Here is a 17,601-nt window from a genome sequence, read left to right on the forward strand (position 1 = left end):
TTTGCTTTCATGGGTTCCTCTCGAGGACATATTGTCCCCTATTTGAGATGTCCATCAAAGCCGGGCTACCTCAGAGTAATTTTCGCAAAAGACGCGAAAAAAAACTCCGACCCCATTTAACTGCTTTTGACTTTGACGTTGCAGTTCTCTTTCAGGAACTTCATGGCCCGCGCGTATTTGAGATCGTCATCGTCGACCAGGTACTGCTCCGCCTCCGGCAGGAATTCCTCCTCCCACAAAGACACCAGGTTGTCCTTGATTTCAAACGGCGCCGAATCCCTGATAAAGGCCAAAACCGCCCCGCTATCAAACCCATCCTTGCGCACCTTCCGAACCATGGCCCGCGCCTCAGTCTCAGACACCGTCGTCTTCGGCGTCACCCCAACAGCGATACACATGAAAACCGTCAGCCGCGAATACGGATCTTCCTTGCCCTTGGTAACCTTGTGCCACTCCTTCGACACCAGCGCATCAAACCCCTCCACATCCTCCAGCCCGCCCTCCCGCACGAAATAGCGCAACTCGACAAGGTTCAGCAAGGAATCGAGCCCCACCGCAGGATCAGCCAGCCCATCCTGCTTCTCGATATCGCGCCGGACCTTGTCCGCAACGCCGCGATATTCCAGCGGCACGTCGTCCAGCAGCTTTTTCGAAATCTTCAATTTCCCGGCGCCGCTACTGCCGCGCACCGCCGCGACCAGCCTGGCAAAACCAAGCCGGTCGGGAAACTCCTCGCCGCCGCCGAGACGCACCAGCAAGGCCGTGCGAATCACCGTTTCCGCCCCCGCGAATTCAAGCTCCGAACGCTCCAGGCCCAGGACCTCGGCAAACCACAGCGCCGCGGCAATCACCGCCGCGCATTCTTCGCGCGCCTTGCATTCTTTCCGGTAGGCGTTGAGGGAAAACGGCTTGGCCAGCGTGCGCTCGTCCTGGAACTCCTTGAGTCCCTGGCCCTTGGTATCGCCGAAAACGGTAGAGTCAGGCAAGGCATGCAGAGCCTTGAGCATCTCGTTGCCGCCGCGCGAATGCGACAGGAAAGTATTGTCGCGCAAGGACTGCGCCGCTTTTTGCAGGTCGCCGCTGAACGTATGTTCCAGGTAAAGGCTGATCAGGTTGACGATGCGCTGCCGCGCATTCTCAAGATCGGTGTGCAGGTGGCTGGTGCCGAAGAATGCGGCGACCTGCACCGTGCCCTTGGCGGCGTCGGCGATCATCGCGCGGCATTTTTCCTGGTCCAGGATGCGGTTCTTGAGGCCAAAACCAAGCGTCTTTTCAAAGAAAGGACGCTTGTCGACGACTTCTATATTCCGGTGCTTGTCGGACATGGGATGCGTGGGTTCCTGCAACAGTGAAAACGGTGCGTGCTTAGAGCGCCGACTCTTCGCCCGGATCGGCAACGGCGGCTGGCTGGGTTGCAGCCGCCGGACGATCCTGCGATTCGAGGTTTTTCTGTTCCTGCAGCTCCAGCTCTGCTTCGCGCCGCAGGCGTTCCTTCATGCGTTTTTTCAGCACCGGCCAGATCTGCTCGAACATGTCGGGGTGCTCATGCTTGAGCAGCCAGGTCAGCTCTTTCCAGTCGCGGTCGCTGACTTCCGACTTGTCGACTTCGTCGCCCTCTTCGGTCCGGTTGACGTTGAACGTGTCATAGGTGACGAAGTGCACAACTTCTTCATCGCGGTCCGACAGGTAATCGATCAGCGCTTCGCAGCCGCCGTCGACATCGCCGATCGCTTCCAGGAATTCACCGGTCTGGCTGTCGTCGCGGAACAGCACCGCGTTCACCATGCCGCGCAAGCGCACATGGCTATGGTCGCCATACAGCCGCTCCATGACCACGGCGCGCGCAAACTGCTCCGGTGTCACCAGCAGGTTGACCACCGATTCTTTCGACGTGTCGTATTCGCGGATAACCGCCAGCAGGTCTTTCGGCGGCAGCGTATCGAGCGCCGCCACCAGCGCGTAATCGCCCTCGGTTTCAGCCAGGCTGACCAGGGCGAATTCGGCGCCGGCGATATCGCCGTTGCGGATCAGGTTTGCAGCTTTTACTACTAGCGCGTTTGTCATGGAGTCACTATGTCAAAAAATATCCAGGTCTGAGATTGCTTAGCCCAGGCGTTCGAAGCCTTGCTCCGCGAGCCAGTCGGCGCCTTCGATTTCCAGGTCGCGGCCGTCGTCCTCGTCGTCGCCCTCGACTTCATCCACCGCATCATCCGAATCGGCCTGGCTATATGTGCCCTGGTAGCTGCCGTTGCTTTTCTCATGCAGGTATTCAAGGCAAATGGTGGTGATCAGGAAACGCTCGCCGCCCGGCTCCTGCAAGGCGACCTCAGCCAGTTTTTGCGCCCACGGCTCGAACTGCACGGCGTCGGCGACTTCTGTCCAGGATGGGAAGTCGTCCGGTTCTTCGCCCAGCAGCATGGTGAGCGCCTGCGGATTGGTAAAGTCGACGCCGCCGTGGAAAGCCACCGCCACCATTTCAGGATCGGTTTCTATCATCGGCATCATCAGGGCAAACTGCGCGCGCTTGCTTTTCAGACGCGAGGCCAGGATGTCGTTGCCTTCGGAATCGCTTTGCAAATCCTCCAGCTCAGCCTGGTAAGCCTTGGTCAAATCTTCAAAAAAAGCGGAAAGCATCATTGCAGAACCTTGTTCATATAGGTAGTCCAGATTTGCTGGGCGGTCTCAAGCGGGTTTTCCAGCAGGCTGCGGCGCCGGTTTTCGTCGTATTCCTGGCGTTTCACCGCATCCGACAGCAGGTCGTACGCTTCCTGGATATCGCGGAACCGCGCGGGCGCGTCGGGCGCGGCATTGCGGTCGGGATGGAATTCCGCGGCCTTCTTGCGGTAAGCGGTTTTCAGGGCGCCGGCCGTTGCATCGCTGTCTATGCCGAGAACGGCGTAATAATCCTTCATGCGTCCTCACACGTTGGCGTTGCCGGTCACTGGCGACCGTCGTCTTGCTGCTGATGGATTGCTTGCGGGGTAAGCGTTTATTGCCGAAAAGACACAAACACTTTGGAAGAGTCTGCGGAGGATACACGAGCGGGCGCAGGAAGTCGATGCCGCGCGTGGCCGGAAAACCACGTTTACTAGTGGACTGTAACAGCCGAATCGAGAGTGAAGGGCGCGTACCCGGCGCGCAGGGCAAGGCGGATGGCCGCCCCGCGCAAAGCGGAGCAATAGCGAGACTATTGCGAGCATTTGCAACGCCGCCATGCGCGTCGGGTACGTGACAAGCGTTCTTGATTTGGCTGTTACAGTCCACTAGCCTCGCCCATAGGCCAGCTGCTGCGCCACGAAGCCGTCGAACGCGGTCAGCAACGGCAGGTATCCGTCCTCATTATGCTCCAGCTGCATCAAGGCATGGCAAGTCGCCTCCAGCGTGGACAGCTGCCCCGGGCCGTGGGCCTTGCGGACCAGGTAGCGCGACGCCGGCGGATTGTGCAGCGAGAGCCGCGGCAGCTGCTGCAGCAAGGGATTCAGGTAGAGCATCTTGCGGCTCTTGCGCCAGGTGCCGTCCAGCACCACCAGGCGCAATTGCGCCGGCGCATCCAGCAGGGCCTGGTCCGGCGCGGGCGGTGTCGCCAAGCCCAATCCCTTGTCATCGGGACTTTCCGGGTACAGCAGGATGGAATGGCGGGCAGCCGGTGCATGAAGCAGCGCCCGCAATGCCTGCTCCTCGAATATCTCGCCGACCACCAACCGGCTGCCGGTCAAGCTCAGCTGCAGCAGGCGGGCGCTGTTTTTGGCGTTGGCGACTTCCAGCGGGTGCTGCAGGATCAGTACTTCAACCGCGGGTTCAAGCGGCGTGATCCAGCCGCAGATGCAGCTGCGCTGCGGGCGCAGGCACCTGGAACATGCAAGGCGTTTGATGTGCTCCGGCGGCGTCATGAGAGGATGGGATCTGCAACAGCCCTGATTTTACCTGCTGCCATTTCCGCTACGGCGCCTTCTTGCGGCGCCGCTCGGGCGGCGGCGATTCCTCCGCTGCCGCAACAGCCGGCATCTGCAGGGCGCAGACCTCGTCATGCAGCCAGCTGCGCAAAGCCTGCAGCGGCGTCCAGTCGCACAATGCGGGCGGATAGACCAGGAAGTAAGAAGCGAAGTCGGCGTCCGGCGCCAGCCGTTGTTCCGACAGCTGTACCAGCAAGCCGTCGCGCAAGGCGTCGGCCACCATGAATTCACGTCCCAGCGCAATCCCCAAGCCTTGTTCGGCGGCCTGCAGCATCAAGCCGGCGTCGTTGAAACTGGCCACCGGATTGGTCCTCACTGTCAGCCCGCTTTCGCTGAACCAGAGATCCCACTGGTCGGCATCGCCCAGCAGCGCCTCATGCACCAGGGCGGCAGCGCCGCCTCCTTGCAAACGGCGCGCGGTAGCCGGCGAAGCCACCACCACCAGCGGACTGTCGAACAGGCGTTCATCGCTCAACCCCGGCCAGCCGCCGCGCCCCTGGCGCAGCGCCGCGTGAAAACCGTCGCGCTGCAGGTCCATCACCTGCTGTGAAGAGTGCAGCTCCAGCGCGATATCGGGATGGCGCTCGCGCCAGCGCTGCATGCGCGGCAGCAGCCAGCGTTGCAGGAAAGACGGCATCACCGTCAGCCGCAGCCGCTGTGCGACACCGGTGGCGGTGGCGGCGGCAGCCAGCACGCCGACATCGAGCTGCGCCAGCGCCGATTCGACGCTGCACAGCAGCGCCTGGCCCGCCGGGTTCAGCACGATGCGGCGGCCGCGCCGCTCGAACAGCGCGAAACCGAGCTGCTGCTCGAGCACGCCGATCTGCTGGCTGACGGCGCTGTGGGTCAGGTGCATTTCGACCGCGGTGGCACGCAGATTCTGCAGGCGGGCGGCGGTGCGGAAGACGGGCAGGGTATGCAATGGGAGTCGGCTCATGATGGTAAGCATAGCTGACCAAGATGGTTAGAACAAGTCGTTTCCCTAAGTGACTGTGGTTCGATATTCTGACCAGTATTGAAAGCGCTGCGAATATTCCTTACAACCAACTTGTGAGCTTGCCATGAACTGCGTATCGACACCGGACCAAATCGCGACAACATTGCCACGCCCGCAAGGCTTGCTGGGTGGACTGTTCCAGGCCGTTAAAAACACTGACGGCTGGTGGCAGCAACGCCTGGTCCCGCCACAGCCTGCCGCAGCGCCGCCAGCCGAGGAGAAGGCAAGATATGTGCTGAATATCCGCGACCTGAGCGACCACCTGCTGCGCGACATCGGTTATATCGACTCCGTGCAGCCGCGCGAGCAGGTGCGCCGGGATACGATTTATTGATTGCCACCCGGGCTAGCCGGCAAACCCGCGCGCTCCTTGCATGCCTCCGGTATGCACAGCGAGCACTCGCTCACCTGGATGGAAAGCCTGCGCCTGCTGCAAGCGCCTGAGAGCGTGAAACAGCTTGCCCGTATAAACCGGTTCTATCGGCACCGCGAATTCTCGTGAAAAATCGCGGCAGAACTGGCGCAGCTCGGGCGGCGCCTTGCCGTAGCCGCCGTGATGGGCGTCGGTAATCAATTCGTAATTCCGGTAGGCAGGGTAACCCGCCTGCAGCAGCAAGCGGGTTATCTCCTGATGCAGGTAACCGGCATTCTTCAAGACCGCGACGCCGATCACCCGGCCCCGGCCCTGCAATCCGGCCAGGATGCCGGCCAGTGTGGCGCCGGTGCCGCAAGCGACCATGACCACATCGGGACTGAAAGGGAGCTCGGTTGCCAGCTCATCCACCAGCTCGGCGACGCCGCGCAACGCCGCCGGCGCGCTGCCGCCTTCGGGCAGCCAGGCATGGCTATCGCCGGCGGCAGCCATATGGCGGCGCCAGGCTTGCGGGTCCTCGCGCAACTGCCGGTAATCCTCGCGCGACACAAACTGGATGCGCATGCCCAGGCGCCGGCAATCGTCCAGCGTGGCGCTGTCCAGCCCCGCCGCACCGCGCACCAGGCCGATGGCCGGCCAGCCGCCCAGGGCCGCGGCATGGGCCAGCGCATGCAAATGATTGGACCACCGGCCGCCCATGGTGACCAGCGTTGCCGGCTTCCCTTGCAATGCCGATAGCTGGTATTTGAGCTTGCGGAATTTATTCCCCGAGACCTCGCCATGCAGCAGATCGTCGCGCTTGACCCAGATCTCGCGTCCGAGGAAAGCCGTGCTTTCCAGCAGCTGGCAGGGCGAAGGCAGGCCGGGCAGCTGCACGTCAGAGCGACATCGGGATCGGTTCCACGCTGCGCGCCACGTCAGCGATGATCTCGTAGGAGTGCAGCCGCGCCTTGTGTTCGAAGATGTCCGAGACAATCATCAACTCGTCGGCGCCGGTGCGCAGCAGGAATCTTTCCAGCCCTTCGCGCACGGTTTCCGGCGAACCGATGATGGAACACGCCAGCATGTGCGAAGCCTGCGCCTTTTCCAGCGGCGACCAGTAGGTTTCGATATCGTCGATAGGCGGCTTGCTCAGGCCGCGCACGCCACGATGCATGTCGGTGAAGGACATCTGCTGGGTAGTCGCCAGGCGGCGCGCTTCGGCGTCGGTGTCGGCGGCGATGATGTTGACGCCGACCATGGCATGCGGCCGGGCCTGCTGTTCGGACGGCTTGAACTGGGCGCGGTACAGCTGCAGCGCCATTTCCAGCGAATCGGGTGCGAAATGCGAGGCAAAAGCGTAGGGCAGCCCGAATTCCGCCGCCAGCCGGGAACCGAAGGTGCTCGATCCCAGGATCCACAGCGGCACCTTGCTGCCGTGGCCGGGCACGGCGACGATGCGCTGGTCCGGCTCGGCCGGCGCCAGGAAAGCCTGCAGCTCCAGCACGTCCTGCGGAAACGATTCGGCGCTGGCCGGATCGCGCCGCAGCGCCCGCGTGGTGATCTGGTCGGTGCCGGGCGCGCGCCCCAGGCCGAGGTCGATACGGCCCGGGAACAGCGCGGCGAGCGTGCCGAACTGTTCGGCGATCACCAGCGGCGCATGGTTCGGCAGCATGACGCCGCCGGCGCCTACCCGGATGGTGCTGGTGCCGGCCGCCACATGGCCGATCGCCACCGAGGTGGCGGCGCTGGCGATGCCGCGCATATTATGATGTTCCGCCATCCAGAAACGGCGGTAGTTCCAGCCCTCGGCGTGCAACGCCAGATCGCGCGCATGGTCGAGCGCGTTGCGCGCGTCGCTGCCTTGGCGGATGCGGACCAGGTCCAGAATTGAAATTGGGATCACAGCGACTTCCTTGTTCAGCTTGCGGTTTTCGAGTATATCCGCAGCGCTTTAAGCCTGCTGGCCGAGCGCTGTTTTGACGCCGGCGCCGGGATCCGGGCACTGCCGCGATTCCCTTGGAGTAAACTTGATGGTCTAATAGCGCCATTCCTGTGCCTGGCTTTGACGCCCGCGCCACCAATCCGAGAGCGAAATCTCGATTCAACCTTGATAACCGACGCTTTATGAAAATTATCTACCTGGACTACAACGGCGTCCTGCATGACGCCAAGGTAATCCGCAACCGCCAGCGCGGCCTCTACATCGCCACCCCGGACCGGGCATTCTTTGAATGGATGCCGATCCTGGAAGAATTGCTGGCGCCCTATCCGGAAGTCAAGATCGTGCTCTCCACCAGCTGGGTCAGGGCGCTCGGTTTCGACGCTACCCGGCAGGAGCTGTCGGAAAGCCTGCGCGAACGCGTGATCGGCTCCACCTTCCACCACCCCAAGCTGACGCCTGCGGAATTCGACACCATGCCGCGCGGCATGCAGGTCTGGCGCGACGTCGAACGCCGCAAGCCGACCAGCTGGCTGGCGCTGGACGACGACGCCTTCGGCTGGCCGGCCGCCTGCCGCGACCGCCTGCTGGAGACCAAGGGCAGCCTGGGCCTGAGCGATCCGGCGACGCAGGATGCGCTGAAAACCATGCTGGCGGCGCTGTAAGCGCAACAGGCAAACCGTTCAGCCTGCAACCGGAGAAACAGATGCGCCGCAACCTGCACCTATTGATCATCGATCCACAGAACGATTTTTGCGACCTGCCTGCCGCTTACCTGCCCGATAACCCGGTCGGCGGCGGCAAAATGGCGGCAGCGCTGCCGGTGCCCGGCGCCCACGCCGACATGCTGCGCGTCGCGGACCTGATCAACCGCGGCGGCGCCGGCATCGAGGCCATCAGCATCACGCTCGATTCGCACCACCGGCTCGATATCGCCCATCCCGGATTCTGGACCACCGCAGCCGGCAACGAAGTTACGCCGTTCACCCAGATCTCGGCAGCCGAAGTACGCGCCGGCAGCTACCTGCCGCGCCTGCCCGCAGCATTGCCGCGGGTATTGCATTACCTGGACCGGCTGGAAGCGGCAGGGCGTTACCGGCTGATGGTGTGGCCGGTCCATTGCGAAATCGGCTCATGGGGCCACAATGTCCACGCCGATGTGCGCGCCGCCTACAACCGCTGGGAAGAACAGACCCTGCGCAGCGTCGGCAAGGTCAGCAAAGGCAGCAACCCGTGGACCGAGCACTATTCCGCGGTGCAGGCCGAGGTGCCCGATCCGGACGACGTGCTGACGCAATCGAACCAGGCATTCCTGGACAGCCTGGTCAAGGCCGACTGCATCTACATCGCCGGTGAAGCGGGCAGCCATTGCGTCAAGGCCACCACCGAACACATCGCCAACCATTTCGGCCCGGAAAATATGGGGAAACTGGTGCTGGTTACCGATTGCATGAGTCCGGTGAGCGGGTTCGAGGAACAGTATCGTGAATTCATCGCGGATATGGCGGCGCGTGGGGCGCGCATTGCAAATGCCGCGGACGTGCTGCTGGAGTTATCTCAATAGACCTGCACATGCAGCAGTTTCCCGTCTGCGTCGAGCACTTGAACTTGCAGCAGCTGGCCGTTCTTGTATTCAAAAACGTCTTTCCGAAATAATTTCCCCTCGCCGTCGCGATATTCAACCAAGGTGATGACAGAATTTTTGTGATACTCGCGGATGATCTCCAGCAGCTCGCCTTGTGCTGAATAGCGCGATGTTTCTTCGATCTCGCCGCCGTCCGCAGGGCCTTGCAGCATTTTGATGATCATTCCGCTGGCGGGATATTCTTCATGGTGGACCTTGAACAGGTCTTCCGGGATATGCGCGCCGTGATAGACGACTTGCCTGATCTGGCCTTCAACGACGATTTCAAGCCGGCCTGGCGCATCGGCGTGATCATGTACCGCCGCCACATAAGCAGACCTCAGGGACAGGTCTTCGGGCTTGAGCTCAGTCCCGGGACTCAGTGACTGATCAGGAAAAAAACGGCGCTGCACCATGGAGCTCTCGCATCAGAAATTTAAAAATGGTGCGCTGTCGAAGCCTGAACCAATCAGGATGACGGATACCTGCACCTTTAAATCCACCCCGCCGGCAACGGCTGCTGCCTTGGCCAGCTCAAAAACCCGGATGACATTGTCAGCGCTCTTGTTCAGGAATGAAAGCTGGCGAGGATCAATTTTACCTTTGGCCAGCGCCTTCGCAGTCTGCTTCTGCGCACGGGTCGAGGTTTCCGCCGCGCTCAAAATGACGCCGAGCCGCGTGTACTCCGCCTGGTCCACCATCACGCCTATGTCGATGTCGCCCGGAGCCGGATTGCGCAAGCTCGAGCCCTGCACCCGGATCGCAGTAGGGTGGATCCCCAGGGCTTCGACCAATGCTCCAATTCTTGCCTTGAAGCGGCCAAAGTTCTCTGGGCTGGCGAACGGAAATGGATACCCCCTCGGTTCGACAACATCTTTCCACGCATTGAGATGCGCCACCAGCTCATCCAGGCCCAGTCCTTTGATGCCGGCCAGGCGCGTCAGGTCTAACGCCAATTCGGGGGCTTTGACCTGGGCGATGTCGTCGAAGATCATCACCTGGTACATCTCCAGAGGAATATTTCCGGTCCGGGCCATGCTTGCAAACAACCGGATGTAACGACGCCATGGGTTGGTCGTGTATTCGGAAAGGGCGCCTTCGAGACCTGCTACCGTATATTCGTCGAGGACTTGCGCCTCCGATTTTCTCGCACCGCCATACACCTTGGCCCATTCTATCCAGTCCCGGTAGATACTCAATTCGCCTGGATCGAGCTGCGCCAGTTCATCCTCGCCCATGCGTTGTACGGCGCCGTCGCCTCGTCTCCGCGCAATCGCTCTACCGTCCAGATGCAAGGGTCCGGTAGCGGGATTTGCCGCCATGGCCCTCGCTCCCATTGCGTCAGCTTCATGCTCCAGCCCGGCGTCGTTGTTCACCTGCGCGCCGCCCTTCATCTGCATGGTTGGTTTTACGCGGCCCTGCGCCTGCTGCACCACATGCCATGCCTCATGCGCAAGATGGCGTTCCTGTCCGGGGGCGATAAATATATCTGTGCCTTGGGTAAAGGCTAACGCGTGGAGGCGCGCCGGTTGCGCCGAGTTGTAGTGGACCCGGACGTTGTCCAGCGACATGCCGGACAACGCTTCGACACCGGACTTGAGCTTGTCCGGCAGTCCGGTGCTGCCAGCTTCGGCGCCGGACCGGCTCCCGGGCCGGGCCGCCGGCGTTTCCCTGCGCTGTATCGCGCTGCTTGCGTAGCTGTAGTTTTCCATTGCACTCAGATAATTGGCATTGGACGCCATCGCAGGCGGCAAGACTGGAGCAGTCGATATCTGATGCTGGCTGTCGGCCGCCGTCTTGGGTGTTTGCATCAGCTTTGCTGGCATGATTGTTCATCCCGACCGGTATGAGGGAGGTGCAACGTTAAATTAGCACAGTTTCCAATTGGAAATACCGCCCTTTTAAGCGCCAGCCGTTACCTCAACTCGCTGGCGATCGCATCGTTCATGCATGCGGCGCAATACGCTGCGCTATTGACGCCCTACGCTTTACCAGGTTCAGAATGCCGAAAAATGCCTGGCCAGTTCCTGCGCCCGGAAATGTTCCACCACATAGTCGACAAACACCCGGGTCTTGGCCGGCAGCAGTTTTTGGGCGGCAAAGTAGAGCGACAGGGTGCCGCCGTCGACGTACCAGTCCGGCAGCACGCGCACCAGGGCGCCGCTGCGCAGGAACGGCAAGGCGTTCGGCACGCTGACCAGGGCGATGCCGAGGCCCATCTGCGCACTCTCGCAGGCAGCTTCGGGATCGCTCATGGTCATGCGCATGCGCAGCGTCACCGGCGCCTGTTGATTGGCGCGGTTGCGCAGCGGCCAGGGGCGCACCCGCCCGGTTTGCGGCGAACGGATGAAAATGCCGTCGAATGCATGCAGGTCTGCCGGCGAAGCCGGCGCCGGCCGCTCGCTGAAATAGCCTGGCGCGGCTACCAGCACACGATGCGCCGGCCCGAGTTCACGCGCCACGACGCCGGGCGGCAGTTCGAAACCGCCGCCGATGGCGGCATCGAAACCTTGGGCGATCAAGTCGACCTGGCGGTTATCGAAATGCCAGTCGGGCGAGATCGCCGGATACTTGGCCAGGAACGGCGCCAGCAGCGGCACCATGTAGGTCCGGCCGAAACCCGTGCCCATGCTGACCTTGAGCATGCCGGCCGGCTGCCCGCCGGCGCTGGCCAGGTTGTCGACGGCTGACTGGATCGACGTCAGCCCATCCCTGATTTCATGCAAAAAACTTTCGCCGGCCTCGGTCAAGGCCAGGCTGCGGGTGCTGCGATGGAACAGGCGCACACCCAGCCCGGTCTCCAGCCGCGCCACGTTCTTGCCGACTGCCGCCGAGGTCATGCCCAGCCGCCGCGCCGCTTCGGAAAAGCTGCCGGCCTCGGCGCTGCGGACGAAACACTGCATGCCAATCATTGTTTCCATAGGATTATTTTAAACCTTTGGTATCAATTGAATATGAGGATTAATGGCTAGTAACGACATAATGATCGGCAGATACTTCGCTTGTCAACCGGGCGCCGGCCACTTCGGCAAGCGCCCCCACCAACAAGGAGAAATATCATGGCCACCAATCAAGAAACTGCCGTACTTTCCAATAAAGTCGCTTTCGTCCAAGGCGGTTCACGCGGCATCGGCGCCGCCATCGCCAAACGGCTGGCGCGCAACGGCGCCGCTGTCGCCCTGACCTATGTCAGCTCGGCCGAACGCGCCGCGCAAGTGGTCAGGGACATCGAAGCCGCCGGCGGCCGCGCGCTGGCGATCCGCGCCGACAGCGCCGACGCCGACGCCATCAAGGCGGCGATCGGGCAAACCGTCGCCGCTTTCGGCCGGCTCGATATCCTGGTCAACAATGCGGGCGTGCTGGCGATTGCGCCGCTGGCAGAATTCAGCCTGGAAGATTTCGACCGCACGCTGGCGATCAATGTGCGCAGCGTGTTCGTGGCGACGCAGGAAGCGGCGCGGCACATGGTGGAAGGCGGCAGGATCATCAACATCGGCAGCACCAACGCCGACCGTGTGCCGTTTGCCGGCGGCGGCCCCTATGCGATGAGCAAATCGGCGCTGGTCGGCCTGACCCGCGGCCTGGCGCGCGACCTCGGCCCGCGCGGCATCACCATCAACAACGTGCAGCCGGGCCCCGTCGACACAGAGATGAATCCGGCCGGCAGCGAATTCGCCGCCACCCTGAAAGCGATGATGCCGGTCGGCCGTTATGGCAAGGATGAGGAAATCGCCAGCTTCGTGGCGTACCTGGCCGGCCCGGAGGCGGCGTACATCACTGGCGCCAGCCTGACTATCGACGGCGGATTTGCCGCCTGATGACAGCGTTGGGGCGGTTTGTCCCCAACACCGTCATGCCGGACCTGGTTCGTGAAGCTCTTCGGCGAATAAGGCCTGGACCCGCTGCCAGGCGTCGTCGCGCGATGCTTCATGGAAGGTCTCGCGCTGTTCGCAAAAGAAGCCGTGCTGGGCGTCCGGATAGAGCACCATTTCATGCCGCACATGGGCATCTTCGAGAGCGCCGGCCAGGAGCTCGCGCTGCTCGCGCGTGACGGCGTGGTCCAGCGCGCCGGCGAAGTAAACCAGGCGCCCGCCGTGTTGTGCAATGCCAGGCGTAAGCGTTATGGTCGGCTCGGGCCGGCCGAGCTCGATGTCGGTATTGGTGATCCATCCGCCATAAAAACATGCGCATGCGGCGATATCGAACTGAGTCGCGGCCAGGTAGGCAATGTGGCCGCCCATGCTGAAGCCGAGGATGCCGGTGCGCCCGGAAACCTCCTGGCGCGACTGCAGGAACGCCATGACGGCTCGCAGGTCCGCAATCACCGTAGTCCGGCGCAACTGGTGCAAATACTCAAAGCCTTGGTCCCGGCCTTCGGCGCCGAACGGCAAGAAGCCGCCGGGCAAGCTGCGATGATAAAAATTCGGCGCGATGGCTACGTAGCCAAGCCTGGCTACGCGCGCGGCGATGTCGCGTATGTGCGGATTGACGCCGAACAGCTCCATGCCGACGATGACGGCTGGATATCGGCCCGGCTGCTGCGGACGGACCAGGTAAGCATCTATCTGGGTTCCATCTTCGGATACCGGAATCGTGACCTGCTCTTGCTGGGTTTCGTAGGGCATCATCTATCCTCTTGGCGTGGGGAAAGCGGTGGCGCTAAATTAACATGTTTCCCATTGGAAATTATCTGATTTTGCAACGATACGACATGCCCAGTCAAACCGGCAGGGCGCCTATCTGCTGCAGCAAACCCAGGCGGTCGACCTGCACCCAGGCGCGGCTGATCTTGCCATCGCTGATTTGAAAGATCACATTCGCCGTCTGCGTCACGCTCGCCTGGCTGGCGGCGGTCCCGGCAAACGGTCCGCCGTGCGTTCCCCGGAACGTCCAGCGGACAGCAACCCGGTCGCCCTCCGCGACCAGGTCTTCAATTTCAAACCGGACGTCGGGAAATCCCTTGCGCACCGCGGCTATGCCGTTTGCAAATTCAGACGCGCCCTTTTCGCCGGGGCTGGCCATAAAATCTTCGGCGATCAGCTGCGCCAATAATTCCGGCCGCCCGCGGTTGATGCAATCCTCGTACAGCCGGCGGACCAGGAGCTTGTTGTTTTCAATCAGATGCGTGGTCGACATGGATTCACTCCAATCAGGTTATGGAAGCGTTGCAGAACCAGCAGTGTAAAACCTCAACTTAACTTGAAGTCAAGCGCTCGCAAAAACCGCATGCGCGCCTTGGCGGCAAGCCATTCACGCTTTTTCAATTTGGCGTAGACTTGGCCGGATGGATACCCTGATTCTTTCGCAAAGCGCGTCGGCCACGGTGATCGACTACCGCTGCAGCGCCAGGCCCGGCGACCGCCCGGTTACCGAGTCGCACCACAGGCATTCGGTGTCCTACGTGCGGCGCGGCAGCTTCGGCCTGCGCTATCGCGGCGTGCAGCACGAGCTGGTGCCTGGGTCAGTGATGATCGGCCACCCCGGCGATGAATATTGCTGCACCCATGACCATCACGTGTGCGGCGACGAATGCCTGTCTTTCCAGTTTTCCCCGGAATGCATTGAATCGATCGGCGCCAAGGAATCGCTTTGGCGCAGCGGCGCCCTACCGCCGCTGAACGGCATCATCATGCTCGGCGAATTGGGGCAGGCCGCGGCCGAGGGACGCAGCGATGTCGGGCTGGAAGAGATCGGGCTGATGCTGGCCGCGCGTTTCGTCGCACTCGGCTCCGGCAAGCATTCCGCGCCGGCGCCGACCACCAGCCAGGACCGGCGCCGCGCAGTCAATGCCGCCATGTGGATTACCGCGCATGCACACGAAGAGATGGATCTCGAACGTACCGCAGCCGAAGCGGGCATGAGTCCTTTCCATTTCCTGCGGCTGTTCAGCCGCGCGCTCGGCGTCACGCCGCACCAGTACCTGCTGCGTTCAAGGCTGCGCAATGCGGCGCGCCTGCTGGCCGATGGCCGCTCGGTCACCGACACCGCCTACGACGTCGGCTTCAACGATTTATCCAATTTCGTGCGCACCTTCCATCGCGCCGCCGGTGTCTCGCCCAAGCATTTCCAGCGCGTGGCTCGCGGCGAGCGCAAGATTTTCCAAGAAAAACTGGACGCGATCTGAAATGATGGCTGCCTGACGCATCCAACCGGGTGCGATGACAAGGAGATCATCATGTTCGACCACATCGGATTGAAAGTGAAGAACCTGGACGCCAGCGTGCGCTTCTACCAGGCAGCGCTGGACCACCTGGGATATGTCCTGGCCGCCGAGGGCGACGGTTATGCCGGCTTCGGCCTGCCGGACCAGCCCGCGCTCTGGTTATATGCTGCTGCAGATGCGCCGGCCGGAGCCACCCATGTCGCTTTCCGCGCCGCCGGCCACAAGCAGGTCAACGGTTTTCATGCGGCCGGCCTGGCGGCAGGCGGGCGCGACAACGGCAAGCCGGGCCTGCGCACCGAGTACAGTCCAACTTACTACGGTGCGTTCCTGATCGATCCTGACGGTAACAACGTCGAAGCGGTTTGCCCGGACTGACTGGCGCACAAGAAAGGAACCGCTTGCTGAAACCGCACGACAGCGTGCCGGTTTCAGCAAGCCACGCTGCGCCTTTTATACGGTCCGCAAGCCCGCGATGTAGCGATCGATCACGCTCGGCAGCACCGTCAGCGGCACGCCGCCGCATTTCACCAGCGCGTCATTGAAGCCGGCCAGGTCGAACCTGCTGCCCAGCGCCGTTTTTGCCCGTTCGCGCTGGCGCAGGATTTCGTTGTGTCCCATCTTGTAGCCGCAGGCTTGTCCCGGCGACACGCAATAGCGGTCGATCTCGCTGGTCATGGCGGCCATGCCGCGGCCGGTGTTTTCGACCAGGAACTGGATCGCTTGCTGCCGCGTCCACTTCATTGCGTGCAAGCCGGTGTCGACCACCAGGCGGCAGGCGCGGAATTGCTGCGCCTGCAGGTAGCCGACCTGGCTGAACGGATCCGTTGCGTACAGGCCGAATTCATCCACCAGCTGTTCGGCATACAGCGCCCAGCCTTCGACAAAGGCATTGAAGCCGATCAGCGACGTCATCAGCGGCATCTGCGCATGGTGCTCGGCCAGGTATGCGCCCTGCCAGGTGTGGCCGGGTATGCCTTCGTGTGCGGTCAGCGTGGCGATTTCAGATTTCGGCCAGAGCGTGGTCGATTTCAGGTTGATGTAATAAATCGCCGGCCGCGATCCGTCCAGCGCCGCGAAGTTCATGTAGCCCAGCGCCGCGCCGGCTTCGATATCGGGCGGCACGCGCTTGATCACCAGCGGCGCCTTCAGGTCGAGATGCGAAATTTTCGGCATCAGCGTCCGGATGGCGGCGACACGTTCATTGCAGTAGGCAATCAGCTGCTCGCGGCCGCGGTCATCATCGGCATAGAAGCGCTTGGGGTCTTTCGACAGCCCTAGTATGCGTTCGCCGACCGTGCCTTGCGTGATGCCCTGTCCCTTGAGGATGGCGTCGATGCGCGCCTGCAGCCTCTTGTTCTGCTCCAGCCCGATCGCATGGATTTCGCTGGCGCCATGGGTGGTGGTGGTTCCCAGCTTGAGCGCCCATTCATAATACGCCGCGCCATCGGGCAGGCGATGTACGCCGGCGACATCGGTAGCCTTGGCGGTGGCTTTGGCGAAGGTGTCGATCTGCCGGTCCAGCGCCGGATACACCAGTGTATCCACCAGCTTGGTCGCGCGCGCTTCCCAGTCCCCGGCGATGCCGAGTTTCCTGGTGCGCCCGGTAATCGAGGTCACCAGTTTTTGCGCTGCCGCCGGCGTCTTGCGATAGTTGCGCAGCTGGCCCAGCGCGGTATGTGCGATGAAATCCGGCGGCAGGATGCCCTTGGCGGCTTGCTCGGCGATGCGCGCGCTTTCCTGGTCGAGCACGCGCGCCATCGCGCTCACGCGCTCAAGATAAGCCTCGGCATCGGCAGCGCTGGCGATCTTGTGCTGCGAATCGAGGAATTCAGGCACCGCGGTCAGCGCCCCATCCTGCTGGGTCACCGGGAACGGCGCCGTGCCGCCATTAACACCGCTGGCCGCGCCACCGTAGGAAAAGCGCAAACCTTCCACGCCTGCGCTTGCCGCATATTTCACGCTGTCATAGCGGACTTGCGCATCGGCGCCGAGTTTGGCGCGTTCCACCGGAGCCAGGCGAGCCAGCATCGATTTCACCTGGCTCGCCCAGGCGGCGTCGCCGGCGGGAGAGACGTCCGCCAAGCGCGATTTGAGCCCCGAGCGAGCGCCGGAATCGAGCCCTAGCGAGGTCGCCGAAGTCGGCGCCAGGCGCAGGATTTCTTCGGCAAAATCGGCCAGCAGGGCGGAAAATTGCGCATCGGCCGGAAGTGCTTCCTTGGCCTGTGCGCCGGCGATGCGAGGCAGTACTGCCACGGCGGCGGCGGACAGTGCGCTCAGCAGCAGCTCGCGGCGGGAAAAAGTATTGGGGGTGTCGTTCATGGAATCCTTTTATTGCTGGGAGAAAAGAATTTATGCGTTGCCGACCTTAGCGCGAGTGCCGGAATAGTGTCAATCGAATTTCACGCCTGCATCCTGATGTGGATTACAGATCCGGTTCCGCGTATGGAGTGAGCGCAGATCTGGCGCTGGAAAGGATTCGCTTTGCCATGGACAGCAAGCTGATGATTTACGGGGGTGCTGCAGATGGGAATGCGGACAGTCGAGAATTCTCCTGCCGAAAAAAAAGCCCC

20 protein-coding genes are annotated in these 17,601 nt (G+C 62.2%); 6 read left to right on the forward strand and 14 right to left on the reverse strand.

Annotated elements, in window-relative coordinates:
- Nucleotides 1-116: 116 nt before the first annotated feature.
- The 6 genes from V8G57_RS24525 to V8G57_RS24550 form a co-directional block, all read right to left on the reverse strand.
- A complete protein-coding gene (locus V8G57_RS24525) occupies nucleotides 117-1,325 on the reverse strand; it encodes a hypothetical protein (RefSeq protein ID WP_342831592.1) in 1,209 nt (402 codons plus the stop codon).
- A 40-nt stretch (nucleotides 1,326-1,365) separates the two neighbouring features.
- Complete coding sequence (locus tag V8G57_RS24530; RefSeq protein ID WP_092400651.1) at nucleotides 1,366-2,064, reverse strand: hypothetical protein; 699 nt, start codon at nucleotides 2,062-2,064, stop codon at nucleotides 1,366-1,368.
- Between the two features lie 39 nt (nucleotides 2,065-2,103).
- Nucleotides 2,104-2,637 (reverse strand): hypothetical protein, encoded by a 534-nt coding sequence (locus V8G57_RS24535; protein ID WP_092400649.1) that lies wholly within the window; start codon nucleotides 2,635-2,637, stop codon nucleotides 2,104-2,106.
- Entirely contained in the window at nucleotides 2,634-2,912 is a 279-nt protein-coding gene (locus tag V8G57_RS24540) for a DnaJ domain-containing protein (protein ID WP_092400647.1), read from the reverse strand. Before V8G57_RS24540 ends, V8G57_RS24535 begins: the two co-directional genes overlap by 4 nt.
- Nucleotides 2,913-3,263: 351 nt before the next feature.
- Nucleotides 3,264-3,890 carry a tRNA-uridine aminocarboxypropyltransferase gene (locus V8G57_RS24545; protein WP_342831593.1) on the reverse strand — a complete coding sequence of 209 codons (627 nt, stop codon included), beginning with the start codon at nucleotides 3,888-3,890 and terminating at the stop codon, nucleotides 3,264-3,266.
- A gap of 49 nt (nucleotides 3,891-3,939) precedes the next feature.
- The gene (locus V8G57_RS24550; RefSeq protein ID WP_092400626.1) at nucleotides 3,940-4,902 is read right to left on the reverse strand and encodes a LysR substrate-binding domain-containing protein; all 963 of its coding nucleotides are present in this window, start codon (nucleotides 4,900-4,902) and stop codon (nucleotides 3,940-3,942) included.
- 112 nt (nucleotides 4,903-5,014) lie between these two features.
- Here V8G57_RS24550 and V8G57_RS24555 point away from each other — a divergent pair, with 112 nt between their 5' ends.
- A complete protein-coding gene (locus V8G57_RS24555) occupies nucleotides 5,015-5,284 on the forward strand; it encodes a hypothetical protein (protein ID WP_342831594.1) in 270 nt (89 codons plus the stop codon).
- 12 nt (nucleotides 5,285-5,296) lie between these two features.
- Here the strand turns inward: V8G57_RS24555 and V8G57_RS24560 are convergent, their stop codons facing one another.
- Complete coding sequence (locus tag V8G57_RS24560) at nucleotides 5,297-6,199, reverse strand: 1-aminocyclopropane-1-carboxylate deaminase/D-cysteine desulfhydrase (RefSeq protein WP_342831595.1); 903 nt, start codon at nucleotides 6,197-6,199, stop codon at nucleotides 5,297-5,299.
- Between the two features lies 1 nt (nucleotide 6,200).
- Nucleotides 6,201-7,208: an LLM class flavin-dependent oxidoreductase gene (locus tag V8G57_RS24565; RefSeq protein ID WP_092400622.1), complete on the reverse strand. Its 1,008-nt coding sequence runs from the start codon at nucleotides 7,206-7,208 to the stop codon at nucleotides 6,201-6,203.
- 221 nt (nucleotides 7,209-7,429) lie between these two features.
- Between V8G57_RS24565 and V8G57_RS24570 the strand changes: the two genes are divergently transcribed.
- Together V8G57_RS24570 and V8G57_RS24575 are read left to right on the forward strand one after the other, a co-directional pair.
- Entirely contained in the window at nucleotides 7,430-7,909 is a 480-nt protein-coding gene (locus tag V8G57_RS24570) for an HAD domain-containing protein (protein ID WP_342831596.1), read from the forward strand.
- 41 nt (nucleotides 7,910-7,950) lie between these two features.
- The gene (locus tag V8G57_RS24575; RefSeq protein WP_342831597.1) at nucleotides 7,951-8,808 is read left to right on the forward strand and encodes a cysteine hydrolase family protein; all 858 of its coding nucleotides are present in this window, start codon (nucleotides 7,951-7,953) and stop codon (nucleotides 8,806-8,808) included.
- On the opposite strand, the gene V8G57_RS24580 is transcribed toward V8G57_RS24575, so the two are convergent.
- The 3 genes from V8G57_RS24580 to V8G57_RS24590 form a co-directional block, all read right to left on the reverse strand.
- Complete coding sequence (locus V8G57_RS24580; protein WP_342831598.1) at nucleotides 8,802-9,284, reverse strand: hypothetical protein; 483 nt, start codon at nucleotides 9,282-9,284, stop codon at nucleotides 8,802-8,804. The genes V8G57_RS24575 and V8G57_RS24580 overlap by 7 nt on opposite strands.
- 12 nt (nucleotides 9,285-9,296) lie before the next feature.
- Nucleotides 9,297-10,694, reverse strand: a complete 1,398-nt coding sequence (locus V8G57_RS24585; RefSeq protein WP_175501117.1) for an eCIS core domain-containing protein — start codon at nucleotides 10,692-10,694, stop codon at nucleotides 9,297-9,299.
- 171 nt (nucleotides 10,695-10,865) lie between these two features.
- Nucleotides 10,866-11,789 carry a LysR family transcriptional regulator gene (locus V8G57_RS24590; RefSeq protein WP_342831599.1) on the reverse strand — a complete coding sequence of 308 codons (924 nt, stop codon included), beginning with the start codon at nucleotides 11,787-11,789 and terminating at the stop codon, nucleotides 10,866-10,868.
- 138 nt (nucleotides 11,790-11,927) lie between these two features.
- Here V8G57_RS24590 and V8G57_RS24595 point away from each other — a divergent pair, with 138 nt between their 5' ends.
- The gene (locus V8G57_RS24595) at nucleotides 11,928-12,686 is read left to right on the forward strand and encodes a 3-oxoacyl-ACP reductase family protein (RefSeq protein ID WP_342831600.1); all 759 of its coding nucleotides are present in this window, start codon (nucleotides 11,928-11,930) and stop codon (nucleotides 12,684-12,686) included.
- A gap of 33 nt (nucleotides 12,687-12,719) precedes the next feature.
- Here V8G57_RS24595 and V8G57_RS24600 read toward each other — a convergent pair whose 3' ends face one another.
- Both V8G57_RS24600 and V8G57_RS24605 read right to left on the reverse strand, forming a co-directional pair.
- Nucleotides 12,720-13,496 (reverse strand): dienelactone hydrolase family protein, encoded by a 777-nt coding sequence (locus V8G57_RS24600; RefSeq protein ID WP_342831601.1) that lies wholly within the window; start codon nucleotides 13,494-13,496, stop codon nucleotides 12,720-12,722.
- 91 nt (nucleotides 13,497-13,587) lie between these two features.
- On the reverse strand, nucleotides 13,588-14,004 hold the full coding sequence (locus V8G57_RS24605) for an ester cyclase (protein ID WP_342831602.1): 417 nt from the start codon (nucleotides 14,002-14,004) through the stop codon (nucleotides 13,588-13,590).
- A gap of 148 nt (nucleotides 14,005-14,152) precedes the next feature.
- Between V8G57_RS24605 and V8G57_RS24610 the strand changes: the two genes are divergently transcribed.
- Nucleotides 14,153-14,992, forward strand: coding sequence for a helix-turn-helix transcriptional regulator (locus V8G57_RS24610; RefSeq protein WP_092400608.1), 840 nt, complete (start codon nucleotides 14,153-14,155; stop codon nucleotides 14,990-14,992).
- Nucleotides 14,993-15,043: 51 nt separating this feature from the next.
- Nucleotides 15,044-15,406, forward strand: a complete 363-nt coding sequence (locus V8G57_RS24615) for a VOC family protein (RefSeq protein WP_342831603.1) — start codon at nucleotides 15,044-15,046, stop codon at nucleotides 15,404-15,406.
- A gap of 75 nt (nucleotides 15,407-15,481) precedes the next feature.
- Here the strand turns inward: V8G57_RS24615 and V8G57_RS24620 are convergent, their stop codons facing one another.
- Nucleotides 15,482-17,350: a DUF885 domain-containing protein gene (locus V8G57_RS24620; protein WP_342831604.1), complete on the reverse strand. Its 1,869-nt coding sequence runs from the start codon at nucleotides 17,348-17,350 to the stop codon at nucleotides 15,482-15,484.
- Nucleotides 17,351-17,601 lie beyond the last annotated feature (251 nt).

The organism is Collimonas rhizosphaerae (genome assembly GCF_038896935.1).
Classification (GTDB): Bacteria; Pseudomonadota; Gammaproteobacteria; order Burkholderiales; family Burkholderiaceae_D; genus Collimonas; species Collimonas rhizosphaerae.